Origin of the sequence: Flavobacterium ustbae, from assembly GCF_003946915.1 — a bacterium.
GTDB classification, from domain to species: Bacteria; Bacteroidota; Bacteroidia; order Flavobacteriales; family Flavobacteriaceae; genus Flavobacterium; species Flavobacterium ustbae.
Map to the genome: position 1 here is coordinate 482,890 of NZ_RPOC01000001.1, position 24,816 is coordinate 507,705.

6 protein-coding genes are annotated in these 24,816 nt (G+C 35.7%); all 6 read right to left on the minus strand.

Annotated features, from left to right (window positions below; translation table 11 throughout):
- Positions 1-130 precede the first annotated feature (130 nt).
- The 6 genes from EG814_RS02090 to EG814_RS02115 all read right to left on the minus strand — a co-directional run bounded on the left by EG814_RS02090 (position 131) and on the right by EG814_RS02115 (position 24,811).
- Entirely contained in the window at positions 131-772 is a 642-nt protein-coding gene (locus EG814_RS02090; protein ID WP_125718416.1) for a DUF1579 domain-containing protein, read from the minus strand.
- Positions 773-1,225: 453 nt separating this feature from the next.
- Complete coding sequence (locus EG814_RS02095) at positions 1,226-2,194, minus strand: DUF4837 family protein (protein WP_125718418.1); 969 nt, start codon at positions 2,192-2,194, stop codon at positions 1,226-1,228.
- A 46-nt stretch (positions 2,195-2,240) separates the two neighbouring features.
- Entirely contained in the window at positions 2,241-4,064 is a 1,824-nt protein-coding gene (locus EG814_RS02100) for a LysM peptidoglycan-binding domain-containing protein (protein WP_125718420.1), read from the minus strand.
- A gap of 110 nt (positions 4,065-4,174) precedes the next feature.
- Positions 4,175-5,362, minus strand: coding sequence for a phosphoglycerate kinase (locus EG814_RS02105; RefSeq protein WP_125718422.1), 1,188 nt, complete (start codon positions 5,360-5,362; stop codon positions 4,175-4,177).
- Between the two features lie 158 nt (positions 5,363-5,520).
- Complete coding sequence (locus EG814_RS02110; RefSeq protein ID WP_235830890.1) at positions 5,521-6,501, minus strand: PorP/SprF family type IX secretion system membrane protein; 981 nt, start codon at positions 6,499-6,501, stop codon at positions 5,521-5,523.
- 43 nt (positions 6,502-6,544) lie between these two features.
- Complete coding sequence (locus tag EG814_RS02115; protein ID WP_125718424.1) at positions 6,545-24,811, minus strand: T9SS type B sorting domain-containing protein; 18,267 nt, start codon at positions 24,809-24,811, stop codon at positions 6,545-6,547.
- Positions 24,812-24,816 lie beyond the last annotated feature (5 nt).

Sequence of the window (24,816 nt, forward strand, 5' to 3'; positions counted from 1 at the left end):
GGCACAAAGATTATTAAAAAAATGCAAAGGTGCAATTGCGATTGCACCTTTGCATTTTTCTTAGTGATAAAAAACTTAAAAAGACCTTTGTGCCTTTGCTACTTTGTTACTTTGTATCTTACAAGAAGAACTATTTTTTCGTCATAACGATTTCCATGCTTTTATATTCTGATCCGTTTTTGACATCAAACATTTCCATCTTTCTCGTTTTCGGATCTACTATTGTGTAAACTTCTCTATAAGGTGTTTTTTTTCCGTTCATCGGATTTACCATATCACCTTTTAGCTCCATGCTTTTTGTAGCATCATCATATTTACCAACGGCAACCATCATTCCAGTTCCCATATTGTCTATAAATGTTGTGGTATATTCTTTGCTGGCATTATTGTAACCTAAAGTGCTTTTACCTTCAAATGGCTGTCCCATCATGGTGCCTTTGTAATTGGCTTCTTGATAGCGTCCGCCTAAAATCATTTTGATGTCTGCTGTAGAAGTTGCTTTTTCAGGTTTTCCGTTTGGTTCTGACCAAAATGTCATATCGCAGTTCCAAGTTCCAACCTCATCGGCCATCAATTTATGCGGGTTTCCAGGAGTTGCATATTCTTGCCAAGCTTTCATTTGCGCGGCAGAATCTAGTGGCGCTTCCGCAACAGTTTCTTCGGTTTTAATAGAATCTGTTGCTGTTGCTGTTGAAGTTTCGTCTTTTACTTCTTTCTTACAGGAAACAAAACACAGGGTTATTATTACTAATGCTGTGGTTAATTTTTTCATAACTGTTTGTTTTAATGTTTGTTATGAATAAAAGTACAAAAATTTTTTGTTTGTTTTAGGTTTCATGTTTAACGTTTCAAGTTTGATATGCTTTGTGTGTTTTAACGCAGAGGTCGCAATCCCGATAGCTATGGGGATTCGCAAAGAGCGCTGAGTCTTTTTGAGAAGGCGAAGTTCGCAAAGCTGTATATGTATTTGACCCCAGAGCTTTTAATAATTTGGAACTTGATATGCTTTGTCTGTATTTTAACGCAGAGTACGCAAAGGATTATTAGCAAAGAGCGCTAAGTTTTTTTGAGGGTATCATTAAAATGATAAGTTCACAAAGCTTTGCGAACTCAATATATAGAACCTGCTTAATCTCGCAATTAAAATATCTTAGCGAACTCTGCGGTAAAAACATAAAGCATATCAAACTTGAAACGTTAGACATGAAACTTGAAACAAAAAAAACTATCTCTTGTCTATTTTTACCGTTTTTATGATGGCTTCGAGGTTTAGCATTAAATCTCGTTCTTGGTGCGAAGGAGAATAAGAGAATCCTTCAATAACTAAAACACGGTTAAAAGTTTGGTCTATTATTGCGTAATTGATAAACGGTCCCGACATAAAATCGTTTTTCAATTCCCAAGTTCCTTTGGTTTCAAATGCTTCTTTATTGTCCAACATTACTTTAGAAAAATATGGAGCGTAGGCTTCACTGGTAATCATTTGCGTATTGGATTCACGCCCTTGAATGTATTTTCCGATTGAGTCGCGCATTTTTACGATGGCATTAACCACATCTTTTTTCTTTTTGAAATTGCGAAGCGGAATCTGGTAAATTAATAAACTAGTATTGCCACTTATAATTTCTTTTTTTAGCCAAATAAATTTCTTTTTGTGCAGCATATATTCATATCCTGTCGGAATCTGAATATTGATATGAAATTTGTTTTTTAAGATGGCTTTATTAAGCAATGATGCACTATTGTCTTCTTGAATTTTCTGAATTTCGGCATCATGGATAATTTTTATTATTTGTGGCGCATTCAGTTCGAGACTGCAAGTAATATCATCTACAGATTTTCCGTAAATGCGAAAAGTATTATGAGGTAGTGTTTTGCTTCGAATGATTTCGAATTTATCTGTAGCGGCTTTTTTTACTATTATAATGCTTCGACTATCGGTAACAAAGCCTTCCAACAATCTGGCAGGATACTGGTTGATGGTAAAAAGAGGTTCTTCTTGTGTAAGTCCAAGAACTGGTGAGGCAAATTTATTTCTGATGCTATCGCCTACTTCTCCGTACCAAAGCTGATCGTCGATAATGACCGAAATGGCATTTGTTTTTCCGGAAACAGTCTCGCTTTGCTTTTCGCTTTTGAAACAAGAGGTCAGGAAAAATGCAACTAATAGCAATAAAAAATGGGTTTTATTCATTTTTTTAATTTATGAAATAAAACCCAAATTTAATAAGATTATTCTATTATCCGTTTATTTTAAGTTTCATTCCCGGTTTAATATCTTCATCTTTAATGCCATTCCATTTTTTAATATCTGAAATTGTTACTCCAGGATATTTTTTAGAAATGCTGTATAAAGAATCTCCTTTTTTAACGTAATAATCTTCACTAACGCTTTTAGAAGTGGCCTTTTTCTTGAATGTATCAACCGAGTTTGATGCAATTGCTGTTGAAGTTGGCTCTTCTATAACTATTGCTGCTTTAGAAATGATAAGTGTTTTTCCTAAACCAATGTTATTTGAAGTTAAATTGTTAAGCTCTTTTAACTCCGCAATAGTCGTACCGAATTTCTTTGCAATGCTACCTAAATTGTCTCCAGCCACTACAACATAGTCTATATCGACAGCTGTTGGCTTATCTTTATCATCAGCAGATGCGATTGCTTCTTCTTTTTTGTCTATTGCAGCATTTGCTTTAATACTCGAAGGCTCATCAGATTTAATCTTCAAACTTCTGCCTATAACAACAGCATTTGTTTTTAGATTATTCCATTTTTTAAGTTCACTAATGCTTACATCATATTTTGCAGCAATTGCTCCTAAATTGTCTCCTTTTCTAACTTTATAAAATTCGAAATCGCCATTATCAACCGCTGCTGGTTTTGCAACTGCTGGTTTTGTTACTCTCGCTTTCGGTGCATATTTAACTGCTAATCGAGACGAAGTAGATCTGAATTCTGTATCATGCTTGACATAAGCATAAATCTGTTCTTCGTTTGAAACAAATGTTGCTACTTTATCTTTAGGAAGACGAATAAAATGCTGTTCTCCTTGATAAAAAGGTACAACTTCCATTTTATAAGACGGATTTAAAAGTTTTATTTGTGATTGCGGCATGTCTAATAAATCTGCAATTTGTTTAAAAGACATTTGATTTTTTACGCAAACTGTATCAGTTTCAAAGTTTTTGACAACTGCTCTTTCTGGGTTAATTCCGTGTTCTTTATGATATTCAAAAAGATACATTGTTGCTAAAAAAGCAGGAACATAACCTTGAGTTTCTTTTGGAAGATAATTTCTAATGTCCCAATACTTTGTTTTTCCTCCAGAACGACGAATCGCTTTGGTAACATTTCCTGGTCCTGAGTTGTAAGAAGCTAAAACCAGCTCCCAGTCGCCAAAAATATTGAACATTTTGCTCATGTATTCTGAAGCTGCGGCTGTAGCTTTAAGAGGGTCGCTTCTCTCGTCGATATAAGAATCGATTTTCAAAGCGTATTGTTTTCCGGTTCCGTACATAAACTGCCAAAGACCCGTAGCGCCCATTCTAGAAACTGCTTTAGGATTTAAAGCAGATTCTACAACGGCTAAATATTTTATTTCCAAAGGAACGTTTTGTTTGGCAAAAGCATCCTCAAAGATTGGGAAATAATATTCTGACAAAGACATTAATCGAGAGAACGATTTTTTTCGGTTCTTAAGAAATGACTTTATTACATTTTCTAAACCTTGATTGTATTCTATTTCAAAAGGTGACTTTTGATTCATTAAAGCCAAACGCTCTTTAAGGAGTTCTGTAGGCAATTCTTCGTCGACGGTTACATCCTTATTGATGGTTTGAATGTCTTTTGTTAAGTCGTCATAAATATCTAGACTAACCAATTCATTCATCCATAAACTATCTACTTTAGAAGCAAGATGATCTCTTTTGAACGTGCTTTTTATAGAATCTAAATACGACAACTTAATGTCTTGCTTTATTTCTCTCGAAAATTCTGCAGATTCCTGCGCGAACATCGACATGGAGAACAAAGCTGTCACCACTAAGGATATTTTCTTTACAATCATATAACATTATTTTAAAATTCTGTAACTCAAATAATTACAAGCTTTTTATTTTTGCAAATCTAAGCCCTTTATTGAAGAAAAGTGTTTAAAAAAATGTTAATTGTGATTTTTTAGTCTAAAATCGCTGCGATTCCAGGTAAAGTTTTTCCTTCTAACATTTCAAGCATTGCCCCGCCACCAGTGGAAACGTAGCTCATTTTATCTTCAAATCCGAACTGTTTTACTGCTGCAACAGAATCACCACCACCTACTAATGAAAATGCTCCATTTTCTGTAGCTTCTGCGATATAATCTCCTAATGCGATTGTTCCTTTAGAGAAAGTTTCCATTTCGAAAACTCCTAATGGACCATTCCAAAGAATCGTTTTTGAACCTAAAATTACTTTTTTGAAGTTCTCTAAAGATTTTGGACCTGCATCTAAACCTTGCCATCCGTCAGGAATTGCAGTTACATCTACAACCTGAGTATTAGCTGTGTTTGAGAAATCGTCTGCAGCAACAACATCAACAGGAATATGAACCTGAACATTTTTCTCTTTAGCTAATCTTAAAATTTCAAGAGCTAAATCTAATTTGTCATCTTCGCAGATAGACTCACCGATTTTTCCTCCTTGCGCTTTAATGAAAGTAAAAGTCATTCCTCCTCCAATAATCATGTGATCTACTTTATCTAAGATATTTTCGATAACAGTGATTTTAGAAGAAACTTTAGATCCTCCAAGAACTGCTGTTACAGGTTTTTCACTGTTTTTAAGAACTTTATTTAAACTCTCAATTTCTTTTGCCAATAAGGTTCCGAACGTTTTATCGTTTGGAAAAAATTGTGCAATAATTGTAGTAGATGCGTGCGCTCTGTGTGCAGTACCAAATGCATCGTTTACATAAATATCTCCAAGAGAAGCTAATTCTTTAGCGAAAGCTACATCTCCTGCTTCTTCTTCAGCATGAAAACGTAAATTTTCTAATAAAAGAACTTCGCCTGGTTTTAAATCTTTTGCTGCAGTTTGAGCTGGTTCTCCAACGCAATTTTCAGCAAATTTTACTTGAACTCCTAAAATTTCAGAAGCTGTTTTTAAGATATGTTTTAGAGAATATTTCTCTTCTGCTCCTTTTGGTCTTCCTAAGTGAGACATTAAAATTACGCTTCCGCCTTGTGCTAAAATAGCATCAATAGTTGGCTTAGCTGCTTCAATACGTGTAGTATCTGTTACATTAAAATTTTCATCCAATGGCACGTTGAAGTCAACACGGATAATAGCTTTTTTATTTTTAAAATCGAAATCGTTTAAAGTTTTCATTTGCTAAATTTTTTAATTTTTTGAAAGAATAACAAATATAGGACTTTTACAGTACTCTAAATTTCAAAAAAGCAAAAAAAATCGTGCAATAAAAACGAAAACGTTGTAAATTATGAAAACAAACAAATTAATTCTTAAAAATGATAAAAATTAATTATCTAATCGTGAACTGGACTTTGTGTACAAGGACAGTTACTGATAGATTGTAAGAAGTCGAATCCGATTGTGATGGAATGCGTTCCTGAATTATAAGAGCCAAGACCATTAAACATAAGCTGGTACGAATAGGCAAAATAGAATTTAGATTTCATAAAACCAGCCATTGGCCCCATTGCCAAAGGTTTCGGGAACTGGTCATTTAGGAAACGATATGAAACTCCAATCCAATAATAATCTTCGTAACGGTTATAACGTCTGTATTTGAAGTTAAAATCGGTTGTAGAACGCTGGTCACTCGCAAAGTACTGTAAGAAAACCGATGGTTCATATTCAATACGTCTATTTTCTCCGTCTTTAAAAGTGAAACCAGAATATACTTGAAAGTTTGATAAAAGATCAGGCTCGTTTACTCTTTCAAGGCTGATATTCTTTTTCAGTACGTTGTTGGCATTGAAACTAAAGTAAAATCCTCTGTTTCGGTATAAAGCACTAACATCAAAGTTATTATTAGCGCTATAACGGTTATCTGTTGGCTGCTGTCCTCCGATTGGCGGATTTCCATTACTTCCATCATTAAAGTTTCCGGTTTCAAGTCGGAAACTATTAAAGTTATAAGAGATACCAAAAGATAAATACTGTTCTGTACGATAATCTAAAATCAGGTGGTGAGCAAAGGAAATTTTGGCTCCTGTTTGTCTTGTATTTCCGTTGCTGTCATTATATAATGACAATCCAACCCCGGAACGATCTAGAACACGGAAATCGGCATACAATGATTGGTTATCTGGCGCATCTTTAATTCCGACCCACTGCGTTAAACCATTGGCTCTAATACGAAGATTATCTCCAATACCAGCATAAGCAGGGGAAAGAATAAAAGGGTTATCAGCTAAATACTGTGTAAACACTGGTAGGTTTAACTCTTGGCTGTAACTTGTTGTTACAGCCATGAGTACTAAGGATAAAATAAACTTTTTCATTGTAATAATTTTTTTAGACAACATCATTGGGGCTATAATTTTGTTATCTGTATAATGTGAAATGTCCAACAAATTCTCTCGGATCTTTCGGATCATTTAGTTTAAGAACGTACCAGTAGTCACCTGTTGGCAATTCGCTTCCATGGTATCTACCATCCCATTTTCCACCTACACGGTATTTCGCTACTACTCTACCGTATCTATCGTAAATATCAAATGTTAATTCTTTGTATGCTAATGCGCCACAGTCTGGACCAATTGTAGTGTTTGTAGCACCATTTGGCGTAAAGTAGTTTGGCATACAGAAGTCATAGAATGTACCTTCAACATCAATTGTTGCTTCACAACCGTTTTTGTCTCTTACGATCACTTTATAAACGCCTGTTTTATAGATTCTATAACTATTAGATGATGTAAACGATTCACCATTGAAGCTATACTCGTAAGGTGCAACACCTCCAGAAGCTTGTACAACAATTGTATTGATGTCTTTGCTTTGGTTTGTAATATTTACTAAACCAAGTTCTGCAACTGCATCAAGACGAACTTCATTGGTTTCTTTTTCACAACCTTCAAGTAATGCTCTTACAACATAATCACCAGAAGGAAGATTTCTAAATACAGGATTTCCAGTTTGTTGTGCAACCTGAACTCCATCAGCAAATAATGTATAAACAATTGTTGCTTTTCTTGTATCCTCAATACTCTCGTCAATTGTGACAGTAATTGAATTTACTGGCAGATTATTTTCACAATCATAAGCTACTGCCGCCGTTGGAGTCAATTTGATTGGATCTGGTAACGTAATTCTAACTTCTTGCTCACATTCGTTAGCATCTTTTACAATTACTGTGTACTCAATTCCTCCTAATAGACCTGTAAAACTGAAGATTTCTGGTGTTACGTCTGGCGCTCTGAAATCTAGTGTTACACCGTTTCCAGAAATACTAGCAGTATAAGGTGCTCTACCTCCTTCTACTTGAACAAATGCAACTCCATCTTTATCATCAAAACAGTGCTCTGGAATTCTTTCATCTGTTAATTCTGTAACAATCAATGGTATAGCATCTTCTATTGTCACTGGATAGTCTACATAACATACATTAGCATCTTGAACTCTCACTACATAATCACCTGGCTTTAAGTTCTCAAAAAGAGGTGTATCAAAAGTTTGATCAAGTACTGGCGTAATAGAATATACATATGGGGCAGTACCACCAGAAGGAACTATCGTAATTCTTCCGTTGTTGTATCCAGCACAAGTAACATTAAATGGCGTTACAACTGCACTCAATTCTTGATCAGGTTGTGTAATGTCAATTAAATCTGAAAGTTTATCACAATCTTCGCTATTAACATTCACACGGTATTGTCCAACTGGAATTTGTGTAAACGTTCCAGGAGTTAATTGAGTCGGAACTGGTGTAATAGGTAAATTCGTAACAGCATCAACTAATGTATATACATAATTTCCTAAACCTCCAGTAGCTTCAACGTAAATACTTCCTGTTGCACCGCCTCTACAAGGAACATCAATATGAACAAATTTCTCAAATACCAATTCTGGAACTGGATATAAAGGAATCTCAGCATATTCTGCCGTACAACCATTCGCATCTCTTACGTAATATCTATACTTTGTTTCGACAGTAGTTTTTGGCACATTAAAATCTTGTGGAGACGTAAATGAAACCGGACTCCAATTTGTACCATCTGTACTATAGAAATATGGTGCTGTACCACCTTCTGCACTAAGTGTAATTACTGGAGCATTATCACAAGTTTCTCTTGCTGTTAATGATAATGTAGCTATTACTTTTTGTGGCTGACCAATAGTAACTTCGTTAGATCTGCCTGTACAAGTCCAATCATCAGAAACTGAAACATAATATTTACCAGCTCCTAATCCTGCAAATGTTTGCTCTGGCTGTGGTCCTACTGTAATTTCAGAACCATCAAGTAACGTTCCATGTAAAGTATATGTGAAGTTTCCAGAGCCTCCATTGATAGTATTTACTGTTACAACAGCATCTGTGTCATTATAACATGTTAATGAAGCTCTGTCTGCAGTAATTGCTAAACTAATTGGTGTTGGTATCGATAACTCAACTACCTCAAAATCTTCACAACCATTTACATCTTTTACGTATACAGTATATCTACCTGCTGGTAAATCTGTGAATTTATTTTCAGCAGAATAAGCTTTAGTCACTGGACCTTCAAGTTTGTATTGGTAATCTCCAATCCATCCTCCTGTTGCAGTAGCTACTATTTCGCCGTCAGTATTACTTGCACAAGTAATCGCTTTAGGTGTAACAGTAATTTCTAATGCTGCTATTGGACCTTGAATAGTGAACTCTGTTTGAACAGAACAATAAGGAAGTCCTTCTAATTCTGCTACCATTGTATACTTACCAACTGCTAAGTTAGCAAGATCAACTTTTGTTCCGTTTGAACGTCCGCTTACGCTTGTTCCAGATTCATGTGTTAATACATATGTAAATGTACCTGCTTCATCTGTTGGCGTTGGAATATCATCAATTAAAGTCAATGTTACGCTTCCATTTGTATCTGAGAAACATGTAACGTCTATTACATCTGAAGCGATCAAACGGAACGTGTTTGGTTCATTAACAATGTATGGTCTTTCTACACCACAACCTGTTACTGGATTAGTAACTTTAATTAAATAAGTACCTGGTTTCAATCCTGCAAATAATCCTGTTGGACTAGTTGTTACAGGGTAAACTGTACTATTTGTACCTTCAATTGTATATGTCAATGTTGGTAACGTTCCTTGTGTCGGAACTGCTGTTACTTGAACTGACTCATCATCTCTACAATTGATTTTAGTTGTAGAAAGATTTAAATCTGCAATACCAATGTAAGGATTTATTGTTACTGAAGAATATCCACCTTGGCAACCATTATCATCAAATACATTGATCACGTAGTTACCACCTAAATAATCTGATTCAGTATATGTATTTCTTTCGTCATTTTGAACTTCTACACCATTTCTCATAAACTGATATCTAATGTAGTTACCTGAACCTCCTGTTACTGTACTTGCAGGAATAGTAATAGTAGCATCGATAGCTGTATTACCAGTGTTACAAACATATTGTGTAACTGTTGGCGCTGTTACCATAATTTCATCTGGTTCTCCAACCACAGCTGTAGCTGTTGCAGGACATCCTTTTCCAGAAACTACAGTTACTACATAATTACCTGCTGGTAAATCATAGAAGTAACGAGAATCTTGAGCCGCTCTTGTTACAGGTCCAGCAAGGCTATATCTGTAAACAGGGTTATTGTTTGATGGATCAAGAGTTACTTCGATACTACCATCAGCAAAAGTGTTACAAGATGCATCTGTTCCTCTTGCCACAACTCCTGTTACTAGAGTTGGAGTTACGATTGTTAGATCAACAAATTTCTCACAGTTTGTAGCAACATCTCTTACGATAAATCTATAAGCACCTGGAGCTAAACCAGTAAATTCGTTACTTATACTTGTTGTAACCCAGTTATCTCTAGTGTACACATAATTACCAGGAGTTCTTCCTCCTCCTGCGGTTAATGTAACCACACCATCAGGATCCATACATGTTGGATCTGTCGTAATATCTGCTCTTAATGTAAGCGGTGCAGGAATGTTAAATGCTGTTGTAGCTGTTACTACACATTTATTAGCATCTCTAACTCTCACCGTGTAATCGCCAGCAGCACCTACGATAAAGAAATTATCTCTTTGGTAATCATTTCCATCTAAACTATATTCTAATGGACCAACTCCTGTTGCTGTTACATTAATTCTGTAGCCTGCAATGTCATAACATGGACTCGCTACAGATACATTGTCAATTACTGGCATCGGATCTCTAGCAATGTTTACTGGTACAAATGTTTTACAACCTTTTGTATCCATTACATACACATGCCAAGTATCAAATGCTGGTGCAATTGCTGTTGTTGGAATTGTGATTACTTTTTCATTTTTAAATAATCCATCCGCTGGAATACCTGCCGTTGGTAATACCGCAACGTATTTGTATCCTGGAGTACCTCCAACAATTTGTGTTTCATCGATTATAATAACCGCACCTGCAGTGTTACAATTTTGATTCTTAACTGTTGGATTCAATCCGCTTACATTTAGTACTGGCGGTTGAGTGATTTCAAATGTATTAGAAGTCACTGGACAGAATGGATAATTTGTCTCAGTAATAACTACTGTATATGCACTACCTGCACCAATTCCAACTGGAATTGTAAATGGATTAGTTGTCGCGCTATTTGCATTACCAGAAGCACCTGTTACCGCTAAACCAGCATTAAATACTTGGTACGTGTAAGGTCCTCTATAATCTATCACATCAATTGTAATTGCACCATCTGTTAAACCATTACAAGATACTGATGTAGAAGCAGTAGCAATAACTTTAGCTGTGTTATACACTGGCACTTCGTAAGCATCTGTTGTAATAGAACAGAATGTAGTTCTATCTGTTATTTTAAACTGATAGAAATGACCTGCTGTTGGTGCAACATAGTCGAAACTAGTATTTCCAGCACCAACTAAAGTAGCAGTTTGTAAAATCTGACCATCCTGATAAACTTCATATTCAAAATTAGCTGGAGTTGCACCACCTGTAATCGCTACACGGATAGTTTCACGTCCGTTGTTAGCACAAGAAGCTCTATCAACTAAAGTTGCTGTTGCAGCCGTTAATCTAGGGAATGGAGCAATTATAATTTGTACATCATCAATACAGCCATTTGCATCTTTAGCATAGTAAGTTAAAGTTTGAGTCAAACCGTTATCTACAACATTGAATGTATTTTCTGTTTTCCAGTTTGTTCCATTGTTACTATAAGTGTAATCTGCTATTGCACCACTTCCTGCACCACCTGTAGCTCTAACTGATACTACAGTAGTATTTAAATTATTAGTAGCAGAACAAGTAAATGGCGATGGTGTTGCAGTAGCATTAACCGGTATCGGTTCATCAATAACAACAGTTTCTTGTCTACTACATTGTTTTCCTGAAATTACAGTAACTGTATAAGTTCCTGCAATTAAACCTGTAAATAAAGGTGTGTTTTGAGTAATCAAAGCACCCCCTGCAGGAATTGTACGCTGAATTGTATACGTATAATTTCTATCATTATTACCTGCACCTAATGTAACTAATATAGAACCGTTTGTAAGGTTTCCTTGTGGAGCCACACAATTTGGTGAAGTTGGATCTGCAGTAAATGTTACTTGAGTTGGAAGTACCATGTCAACTGTATTTGTTGTAACATGACAATTGTTAGCGTCATATACATCGAATACATATACACCATCTGCTGAATCTGTTACCGTAATATCTGTATACAATGCATTTGTAAAGGCAGTTAATGCAGATGTTACACCAGCGTGTGTAAAAGTATATTGATACGGACCGTATCCTCCTACAGCACTAAGTCTAATTGTTCCATTTGTTGGAAGCGCACCAGTACAATAAATTGGTTTTTCCATTTTTGCAGATGCATATAACTGACCTTTAATTTCTGTATTAACAACAGCTGATTTACATCCAAATTTATCTTTAACGATAATAGTATAATTACCAGGACTTAAATTAGAGAATGTATCAGATATCTGCCATGTCTGACCGTTATTAATACTGTATTGAAATGGTCTTACATCAAATGTAGATAATGAAGCAGCAGTAACAACAAGTGTAGTTGTATTTCCTCCATTCACATAACAATAATCTGATGATGCGGCAATTGTTGCAGTTGGATTAACCGGTGGAATCAATTCGAATGTATCGTCGATTCTACATCCGTTAGCATCTATTACATGAACATTGTAAGTTCCTTCTTGAACTAGATTTGCAAAAATTCCTGTTTTATTAGATAAAATAGTTCCATCCGGTTGTTCTACAGTATAAGTGTAGTCTTCCCATCCACCTGTTGCACTCATAGTTACACCTCCCAAAGTTGTACATCCTAATGGAGTTACATTTAATGGATCTAAAACTAAAGCTGAAGCTGGAGCTGCAATAGTAAATGGTAATGGCATTTGGCAACCTGTTACGTCATCATAAACTGTGATGGTATGATTTCCTGCAGACAATCCTGCTAAGCTGATAGTTGATGAAGTTAAACCACCAACTGGTAACGATGGAGCGTCTAATATATAATGATATGTACCTGCATTTGTTCCGAATCCAGATACAAAGAACGTAGCTCTTCCATCTGTCGCACTCAAACATGTGATTGGAGTTGTAGATTGCTCTATAATATTTATATTGATAACATTATCAATTCTAAATGGTTTTTGAACCGTACAATTATTATCATCCGTTACTTGGAATACATAATCAACATCTGGTAAAAGACCTGTGAAAACATTGTTTCCAGCATTATCTACAGCAGCACTCGCTGGCGAGATAATTTGGTACGTTAATGCTCCAACACCATCTTGAACTCCAGAAATTGTAACTGAAGTACTTAATGTTGTACACGTGATTACCGGACCTTGAGTCATTAAGAAATCCGACGGAGGATTTAATCGGTTGATAGTAACCGTTCCAGGAACTTCGCAACCATTCTCATCTTGAATAATGTAAGGAATAGTTTGATCCTGACCATTATAATCTACGGTATAAGTAGTAGTAGAAGTAAAATCACTACCATTAAAACTGTATAAATAATTTGGGCCAGTACCAGAACCAGGAGTCGCCGCCAATGTTACAGTAGCAGATTGTGGAGCATTTCCTGTAGTACATGTAAATCCTGACACTGATGGACCATTATCTGCTAATGGTGTTGGTTGATTTAATGTTCCGTTTCCAGAAACTTCACAACCTAAAGCATCTCTTACAACGTAAGTATAAGGTCCCGCAACTACTGAATAAACAGTCTCTTCGCTAAATGTTCCAGAATTATTAAACTCAAATGTATATGGAGCTTTTCCACCAGTAGCGGATAATTCTACTGTTCCATTATCACCATTACAAAGTGGTTGAATTGGATTTGAAGAAGGCGAAATTGGCACTATAGCATCAACTCGTACAACATTTGTCTCAATAGGACAAGTGTTTGCATCTGTAATTCTAAATTGATAAATATCTGCGTCTCCAGAAGCTACAGTATAAACAAATGTAGTTTCTCCTCCTACTACTGTTGTTGCAGGAGTAATTGAATTGTATGGATCTGTACCTTTTCTAACTTCATATGTATACGGAGTTGTTCCGTTTTTCACTTTTACTGTGATTGCAGCATTTTCAACTGTACCACCAGACACAGAACATGCTAAAACTGTAGTAACCTCAGCATTTGCAGTTGGTGTCGCATTAATTGTTGTTGATGTAACTGGTGTTTCGCAACCATTAGCATCTCTAACAACTACATTAACTGGACCTGAATTTAATCCTGTTATTGTATAAGGCATTGGTGTAGTTATCAATTTGAAATTACCATTATTTACACTAATGTAGTATGGAGCAATTCCCGCTGTATCTTCATTAACTCTAACTTCGAACGCACCTTCAGCAGCACAATAGTTAACTACATCAAGGGTAATTAGTGGGCTAGGATCTAAAGGAACTGCGATATTATCACTAGTAATACATCCGTTCGCATCTTTAACCCAAACTAAATAACTTCCTGAATTAACATTGAATGAACTTGCGCTATGCGTTGGTGATACAAATGAACTGCTTGCTGGTTGAACGTCTGAAGCGTCGAAACCAATTGGGCCATTGTCCACCACTATTTGGTATAAATATGGACCTGTTCCACCTCTACCTTGTGCTTTAACAATACCTGAATTTGGATTACAATTTGCATTTTTAACCAAAGTAGCATCTACAAATAATTGTGTTGCAGATTCTTTAATTTCAAACATTGTAGATGCAGATTTACATCCATCAATTGTTCCTCCTCTTTCAGTGAAAACTATGTAATATCTTCCCGGAGCCAAAGTTCCTGGTCCAACATCTGGATATGTTTTTGTGAAAGATGTTCCAGAAACAGGTTCAGTTAATACAGGACTAACAACTTGATTGCTTTGATCTCTAAAAATCTGATACTCTACAGAAGTTGTAGTTGCATTAATTCCTGTTACGTTAAAGGTTACTCTACCATCAGCTGCATTTAAACAAGTTACATTCTGTGCTACCGGCGTACCAACCAACGTTGAAGCTGGAGCAATTGGTCCGCTCGCAGATTTCAAGAAATAACAATTCGTCGTTAAATCGTGAACCACAAAAGTATAAGTAACACCCGGTGTAAGTGGATTGAATGTTTTAACATTTCCTCCTGCTGTATCAGGTCCTACATAATTATTGGTGTAAGGAGCTGTATTAAACTCCAAGATACCAAATTCATAATTACCACTACCCACTGTTGCAACCGCAGTAACAATTGCTGTACCACCACTAGTACAAGTAGACGGTGTTGTTGTAATATCTATAACTAAGTCGTTTGGCGGAGATGCCATAACTTCCTGAGAGCTTACAGAACAATCATTTTCATCTTTGACTTCAATTGTATAGATACCAAAATCTATAATATCAAATTTATGATCTTCTCTTGCTGTTGTAGTGTAAGAATTCTTAAATCCGAAGTTATTACTGATATAGTAAACATATTGTCCTGTACCACCTGTTGCATTTTGAACCGTGATCGCTCCTAAAGTCGATCCTGGTGGCACAGCACTAGGATCACATTCGATAGGATCTACATGCGTTCCGAAAGTAATAGGATCCGGAGAAACTACAAATACTTGAGCTGTTCCTGTTCCTTCACAACCTTTACTATCTCTAACTTTGTATGTATATCCTAAACCTGCACCAGTAGCACCCGGTAAATCTGTAAAATAACCTGTATCATTACTAGTTGCCCAGTCGTCAATTGTGTAGGTGAATGGTGGTACACCTCCAGAAGTTACAGAAATTCTAATTGTACCTTCTTCGCTTGATGTACATTTTGTACCAGTTGCTATAGCAGAAACCACTGGAATTTGTGGAGTAGTAACTTCAAAACTTGTACTAGCAATTGTACTACATCCACCAGATGTAACATTGAAATAATATGTTCCCGGAGTTGATGTATTAAATACATTTCCTGGAAGAGTTGTAAATGGTCCAGTGCTAATAGTACTATATCCGTAAGAATAAGTTCCGTCTCCACCAGCTCCAGTTAAAGTTACTTGTGCATCTGCAGTTGTAAATGGAGGAACTGCTAAACAAGTTGCATCTTTATCTGCTCTAACTGTAAGTCTTAATTGATCATTAACAATTAATGTAGTTTTTGCTTCACAACCATTATCATCCTTAATACTTAAAACATAAGAACCAGAACCCGGAATAGTTTTAACTGGGTTGTTGTTATACACTCCATTTAATCCGTATAATGCATTTGCATTTCCGTTATATACAGTACCCGTAATAGTTACCGTTGTGCTTCCAGTGAAACATGTTACTGGAGCTGGATCAATAGTTGGCGCAGCATCTCTAGTTACGCTAATATTTCTTTGTACTGGACAACCGTTTTTATCTTGTACATAAACAACGAAACTTGTACCTGCAGTTGGGCTTGTTGTACTTCTAGTAAATATTCCAGTAGTATTGTAATCTGTTGGGAAGGTAGGAGCTGTCGCACCTGCTCTCACTACAGCATAATATAACGTTCCTGTACCGCCAGAAGCAGTAACAGTTATGGTAGTATTTGGCTTATCGCAATATACTTTAGTACCTGCAGCAGTAAGTATAGTTACTGGAGTAGGATTTGCTAATGTTACTACTTGCGTAGCTTCACATCTTGTAGCTGTATTAGTAACTACAAATGTATAAGTCTGAGGTGTTAATCCTGTGTACGTAATAACGTCTCCAACTTGATTTCCTCCAGTAATTGCACCTGTTACACTTCCTGTTAAAGTATAAGTATAACCACCTGTTCTATTACCAGCAACTGTATATCTAATTTCACCATCATTTCCATTGTTACAAGAAACTGGTTTAATTACAGTGTTTGATGCTGTTATTTTAACTACATCATTAATAACATGAGTCTGAGTTATAGTACAATTATTTGCATCAGTAACTTTAATGTTATAAGTACCTGGGTATAAATCTGTAAAAGTATGTGTATTAGAATTTACACCTGTTATAACTGGAGTTGTTGGTGCAGTTGCAGCATTTGTATAAGTAATTTCATATCTAAATGGTGGTACACCATTTGTAACTGTAACCAATAAATCTGTATTTAAATTTGCTGGGTTACAAGTAATCGCCGGTGCTGAGAAAGCTAAAGCCGATGGCGGGTTTAACGTATTAACAGTTGCAGATGTTGAAACTGTACATCCGTTTGCATCTTCTACAATAATATTTACTACACCAGAAGTACTTGTTGTATAAGTATTAGAATATACAAAAGTCGTTGATCCGTTATAGTAATATTTGTATTTGTTAGCTCCAGCAAATGGTGTTCCGTTTACAGCTGTAACTGTAATTGTAGAAGTTTGCGGAGTATTATTTGTACCACATTTTAAATCTGTTGCAACAGCGCTAGCCGTTAAAGCAATTGCTGGTTGGTTAACTGTTACTGGTTTAGTTCTCGTACACTTTTTATCATCTATTATTGTAATTTGGTAAGTTCCTTGACTTAATCCAGTAAATACATTAGATGGTTGGTAACTAGTTCCTCCATCAATACTATACTCGTAAGTTCCATTCGCAGGAATACCTGTTACTGTAATAGTTCCATTAGAACCTCCAAAACATTTAACATCTTCAACTTCATAATTAAAGTCTGGTAAAACTTTAGCTGCAATGTTTTGAGTAACTGTAGTTCTACAGTCATTGTTGTCTAAGATTTCAAATTCATATGTAGCCGCAGCAGCACCAGTAGTTGTAGTATGAGTAAATACTGTCTGACCTGCCCCTACAGGAATATAAGCTCCTGCAAAACCGCTTCCATTTGTACTAACTCTATATCTATAATCTGGATAACCATTTCTAACGGTTACTCTAATAATAGCATTTGGATTAGTAGGATCACAATCCAAATCTTTATCTAATCCAATCGATGCTTCAACTGGTGAAGCAACTACTTGAGCTGGTAGATCAATAGAACATCCAGTAGAAGTATCAGTAACTGTTACAACATAACTATCAGGAATTAGTCCAGAGAAAGTACCATTGTTTTGTTGTGCTCCGCCATTAATACTGTACATATAATTTGGCGCTGTATTAGGAGTAACTCTAATTGTTGCCCCAGATCCACCAGCACACAAATCCGTATTTGTTGCTATAGAAGCTGTAGGAGCAACCTTGTCATTAATTGTAAAACTTCCGTTTACAGAACAACCATTTCTATCGGTAACCGTATAAGTATAATTTCCGTTATTTAAATTCGTAAATAAATTAGTTGTTTGAGAAATAGGTGATCCTGTTGGTGGTGTTACTACATAAGTAAAATTACCCCATCCGCCAACTGCATTAATTGTCGCTGTACCTTTAACATCACAAGTTACGTGTGTTAAAGTTGGTGCGTTTAATGCTAAAGTAGCTGTAGGCCCATTAATTGTAACTGTTTCAGATGCAGGGCAAGATGTTGTTGTATTTGTAATGGTAAAATCATGATTACCTGCACTTAATCCCGTTACCGTAATATCAAATGATGTTCCTGTTCCTGGAGATGAACCAGTAACAGCAGCTCTTGTATCAACAACGTAACTGAAAGGTACATTGTTACCTAATCCTGAAACCGTAAAAATTGCACTTCCATTAGTAGCACCTGCACATGAAATATCGTTTTGAGATTTAACCGTTACAGTAATAGTTGGTAATGCTTTTATTTCATGTATTTTTTCGTAAAGACATTTATTAGCGTCTCTAACTTCAAAAGTATACGTTAAACCAGCTGCTAATCCTGTAAATGTATTACTAGATTGGAATGCAGTTGCAGATGCAGTTGGCGCTTTAATTCTGTATTCTAATCCAGCTGTAGGAACCCCTGTTCCCGCTGCATTTACAACATTGGTAATCGTTACATTAGCTCTATTTGAAGGACAAGTTACAGCAGAATTATTGATTGTCATTCCTTTCGGAGGATTCAATGCAACAATCTGACCTACTACAGCCACTGTTTTAGTACAAGATTTACTATCTGTTGCTGTTACAGAATAGCTTCCTGGAGTCGTCAAATTCTGGAATATACCAGTAGTATTTGTTCCTACAGTAGTATTTGTAGTTGTATTTCTTAACACATACGTAAACCCTCCATTCCCTCTTGTTGCAGAAGCAGTGATGGTTGCAGCGTTTGTGTCGCAATTGTATGGCGTTGTAATCGAAGCAGAAAGTACAATGTCTTCTGGTTGGAATACTTTAAAAGTATATGTTTCTTTACAACCTAAAGCATCTATAATAATATAGCTATAATCTCTGCCTGTAGCAGTTCCCGCTAAATTACCATAATGGGTTGCTGTCGTTTCAGTAGTTGAACCATTAAATAAATATTTAAATGGTGCCACACCTGTTAATGGTGTAATATCAATATAACCATTTGCTGCATTAAAGCATGTTACTGGCTCTACTTTGTGAGATGCAGTTACTGGCTCTAATTGTTTAATTTCTCTTTCTTCAACTGCAGTACATCCGTTTGCATCTGTTATAGTGAAAACATAAGTTGCAGGTGTTCCCGTATATGTAAAAGTTGGACCCGGAATGTTTCCACTTGTAAATACCGTTGCATTTGTAGCTTTATTTCTAACTACATATCGATATGGAGCAGTTCCTCCTTCAATTCTAACTGTAATAGTAGCATTTCCAGAAATACAAGTTAATGCACCAGTAATAGATGAGGAAGCAGAGATTTTTTCATCAATTTTTTGGCTTACCGCTAAAGCATCACAACTATTAGCGTCTGTAATTAAGAAACTATATGTACCAGGAGCGGTTGCTTTATAATCGAATGAAGTTGTATTAAATGTAGCACTTGGAGATCCATAAGCTCCTCCGTTTGTACTTACTCTATAAGTATACGGACCAACTCCACCAATAATATTAACTGTAATTGTAGCAGCATTATTATCAAAACATAATCCTGTGTTTTGAACAACTTCTGCTCTTGGTAAAGATGCTGGACTAATTACCAGTTCTGTATCCATAGCATCTGTACAAGACTTAGAGTCTACTCCAGAAATAATATAAGTACCCGCAGGAACTTCAGTTAAAATTCCGTTAGCTGGGAAAGTTCTTGTGTATGAAGAATTTTTGTCTTTTAATGTTATCGTATATGCTGGTGTACCACCTACAGCTGTAGCCGTAACTGTTGCACCTTTACAAGTAGCTGCCGATGCCGTCGCATTTACAACAAATGGATCTTTAGACGGAACTACTGTTGGAATTGTAACGCTACATGTTGATGCATTATTAGCATAACGAACACGAACATCATAATTACCAGCAGCACGCCCTGAAATTACAACAGGAGAAACTTTAGAATTTACCCAAGTTGGCGATGATGCTCCTCCATTTAAAGTATAATAGAATCCGTCTGTTGTATTAAAGTTTTCTGCATAAATGCTAAAACTACCGTCATTACCACCATTACATGAAACCCCAGTAACTTCTCTAACTACAGATGTAAATCCTTTATTATCTTCAACTTTTAAGTCTAAAACTTTAGCTTGTAAACAAGATTTTGGTAATTGACGTACCCAGATATCATCGATAACTAAATCGTTACCATTATATTCCTGACTACCTGAACGAATAACAAAATCTAAATTTGTATATGGCCCTGGGTTTAATGATAATGAAATTTTTACCCATTTATTTCTGTTTGGATCATTTTCTCCTTCGGCAATCTTTCCTGTGTTTTGTGTTGCCACTACCTGACCAGCTCCATTTACTAATTCAAATCTCAATTCAGGAGCATAACCAGTTTTTCCAGCAGTCAATAAGTTACCAATATAAAGGTCTACAATTACTGGTTGGTTTGGAATTACGTCAACGATAGGCTTCATATAAAGTCTACCGTAAGGGCCGGCCTCTTTTCCAATATTTACTAATAAATATCTTCCATCTGCTCTACCTGTATTTGGTAGATTATTTGGATTTGTAGTGTGATCTTTAAAAGGGAACCATGATGAATATCCATCACTTCTCCAAAAGAAACTAGTCACAGAATATTGGTTATCCTCTACAGATCGTGTTCCACATGGGAAAGGGCTATTTGTTCTTTGATCGTTAAAGCAATATCCTAAATAAGGTGGATTTGTAGTTGCATTTGCAATACCAGTAGTTGTTGTAGGTGGACCATTTCCGAAATCCTCGATTAATAAATTACTGTATGTTTCGGCATCTACTAAATTGTATTCTACTTTAAGTTTATAATCTCCAGCTGGAAGATCTTTAAAGACATTTGCAGGAGTATTTGTATTTAATGTATAGATATAACTTCCCGGATTCGCAGGATCTGGCTTACCTATATAGTATGAATAGGTATAATTTACACTTGTAGAAGTATGTGCTGTTACGGTTACCGTACCTTTTCCATCACAACTATAAACCGCAACTGGAGGATCAAATGTTGGATCTGCAGGTTTCTCATTTAAAATAATCCCTGGTATTTCGAAAACACAATCTGCAGCATCTTTTACTAATAAAGTATAAGCTGTTGTACTTGGAGCAACATAAGCATAGTTCTGTAAAATCCATGTGTTTCCTCCATCAAAACTATATCTATATGGGTTTGGAGCAGGAAATTGCACACCACCTTGAACGTTTGTAACTCTCACCATACCATAATTTTGATTTGGTGCTGTACCACAACCAGATAATTCGGCTACACCACCAGAAGCTGAAAGAGTAGCTGTTGGACCTGTTATAACAATATCTTTCGGTTCATCTAGACATTCTGTACCATCATAAACATATTTTACAATTACTGTATAAGTACCTGGATCTAAATTTGTCGTTGGCAAAGTCGTATATGCACCTCCGTTAACATTATACGAAACAGCATAACCAGAATTTGATGGTGTAACAGTTAAAGATATTTCTCCTTCTTTACTATTGTAACATCTTACATTTTTCTGATTAATTGTTACTGTTGGTCTTGTCGGTACATTAAATGTTATTGTCGGAATTGTAAATCTACATCCTGCATAATCTACTACAACAATATTATATTGTCCATTAGCTGGCAAGTTAGCTCTAGTTACTACAATTTTAGGATCAGATCCTATGTTAACGCCATTAACAATATAATTATAAGATGGAGTTGGTCCAGGAAGTGGAGTTCCTCCACTTGCGCTAATTACAATTTCTCCATCACCACATGCCAATGGCTTTGTGCTAACAGATGCTTTTAATTCTGAATCTAAAATCTGAACGTTTCTAACTTTTTCAAAACAATTATTTTTGATTCCGTAGATTTCCACATCATAAGTTCCAGGATTAACTGGAGTGAAATCAAAGTAATTAGGAAATGTCTGATTTCCTGAATCAATAATGATTGTATTAGTTCCTGCTCTTTTTAAGACAAATCTATAATCACCATTAATACCATTTGCAAAAGCACGAATAGCACCTTTACTTCCTGGACATAATGGATCTGTTTTCTCAATAGTTCCAGTAAACGTTTCTTTCAAAATAGTAACATCCACATAGAAAGGACAAGTAGACGTTTGTCCATTTGCAGGAGTTTGTCTAATATGTACTCTATGATTTCCTTCTGTTACATTATTGAAAACATTTGAAGGCTGGTAAACTCCACTATTATCTAGACTATATGTATAGCCCGTATTAATTGGTGGGTTTGTAACAGTAATACTACCAACAGTATTACAAGTAATATCTGTATGATCGGCCTTAGGATCTAGTGGATTTTGGAAAACACTAAAATAGAATGTGTTCACACAATTGTTTCCATACGTCACTAATATTCTAAAAGCTCCTGGTCTATTAGCTGTAAATGTAGCTCCTGTTCCAATATTGGTCCAGTTAGGTGCCTCATCATACGGACAGCTAGATGGGAATCCTGTTGGAGGAACATCTGTGGTCTCCTGCCAGACAATACTTGTAGCACCAGTTATATTAGTGTTGATTAATCGCGTATCATTTAAACCACATAAAAAGATTTTAGGAAACTCAATATTATCTCGAGTACATGTTTCTGGTCTACCTGTACTTGCTACAATATTATTTGCATAACTGCTAACAGGATTAACATTTGCTCCTGCTAAATGATCTTTTACATTAAAAGTTTGTAAGATACCTTTACAATCTGGAGTCCCTCCTGTTTGTACTGTATACTTATCTGCTTTTATTACTGTAATAGATTGCGTTGTTCCAACAGTTACTCCTTTAGAATCTTTCCATAAATAAGAAGTATATCCATTGGCTGCCGTTAAAACAGCGCTTCCACATAATGACACTTCACTTTCATATTGACAATCTTCAATACCTACTAAGAAGTTTGTAGAAGTAGGATCACCTATTATACATCCTGTATTAAAAGAATAACTGCTGTCGCCGTATGGCTGACCATTATTTGTTGGATTTTCATCTCCAAAATATCTTGATAATGCTGTATTTCTAATAATATTAGAACATGCATCCATCAATTCATGGCAATCATTAACAACTCTTACTCTAAATTTGAAAGAATACGTTCCTCCAGATTTTACAACCAAAGCATTGTCTACTCTAAAAACTAGTGTCCGAGTAGCAGGATCATAAGATTGGAAATGAATACCATTTGGTAATGTAAAAATATCTGTGGTCGGATTGAAAATTACATTATTAGGAAGAATATCGGTAATAGTAAAATCTTTAGCATTATCATTTCCTTGATTTTTAAATCCGATCTCATAACGCATTTCCTGACCCAGCCTAACAGGCTGACCTGCTAAATCATATTCGACATCTGCATTTCCTTGTCTACGGACTCCTTTTACAACTTTTGTTAATACAATTTTTGGTTCAATAATATCTACAGCAAATGTTGATAAAAAGGCAGCATATCCATCACCTCCTGCGGTAGTAGTTAATAGTCTAAAAGTTCCCTCAGTTTGATCATTACTAATTACTGCGTTCCCATCATTTGGAATATCCAAGTAATCAATATCAAAACCTAAGTTATTTCTACTGCTCGGATTTCTAGTGGTGACATTTGCATTGTTTTCTGTAATAGAAGCATTGAAGAAGTTATCCTGCGGATTTGAAGTATTCCAAATAGTGGTATAATTTGTTGCTGTTGCAGAATAAGGGCCTTGTCTAAAAGCAAGAGCATCTCCTTTTCTACTTAAATCCCCATCTAAAGCAGCTACACCAATTTTTGCATAAACATTAAATGGCGCTGGTAATGTTTTAAATCCTTTTATAGGAATATCTACTTGTAATAATCTGTCTGGTCCCGCATCAACGTTTGTCATTCTTGCACCATCAAAAACAGAGATAAACTTACTTGGTTTATCTGGTGCCTCATAAATAACAACTAATGTCCATCCACCAGCTGATCCTCCTTGTCTGATTCCAGTTGTGGCTCTTACGTTACCAACGGTATATGTACCATTTACAGCATTTTTTAAAGGCTTTATTAAATCTGTTACATCTTTAAAACAAACATAAACACTATTATTAAAGTTGTTGCTATTATTCCCTTTAAAGATAACTTCACGTGGATTGCTTTTATCCGCTGTAATTGTCTCATAAGTAGTTCTTCCAGGTATTTTCAATCTAACCTCATTCCAATCGTTTCTTGCAGTCGGACCACAATTAAAACAATTAGAATTTGTACTCGATGCCGTAGGGTACATCGCAGACCAATATAAACCTGCAAATACAACTTCCTTACAATTGCTGTCAATATTTAAATCGGCACTACTTGAACTTGTATTTCTCCCAGAATCTGGATCTACATTTAAGTAGTCGGCATTCAAACCGTTATTATCTGCAGTTCCATTATAAGGCAATCTTTCACCTCTTGGAGTTAAGATAGTATTACCTATTAACTTAATATCACCTTTAACTCTAACGTATGTATTACCCTTACCATCATTTAACCTTGGCGAAAAATCTGTACCAACCTGAGCATATCCAGTAGTAAATAATGTAAAAAATAAAAACGCAAAAATAGATTTTCGGTTTTCTTTCATTTTCACAAATAGTGGCTGTACCATCTGCTTCCTGTCAAATGATTCCACCAATTTTTCAAACTGTTTTTGTGTGTCAGAAACAATGTTTTTGATCAAACTAAAAACAGTCTTAACTGATTTAAAAATAGTAGGTTTTTCCATAGTTA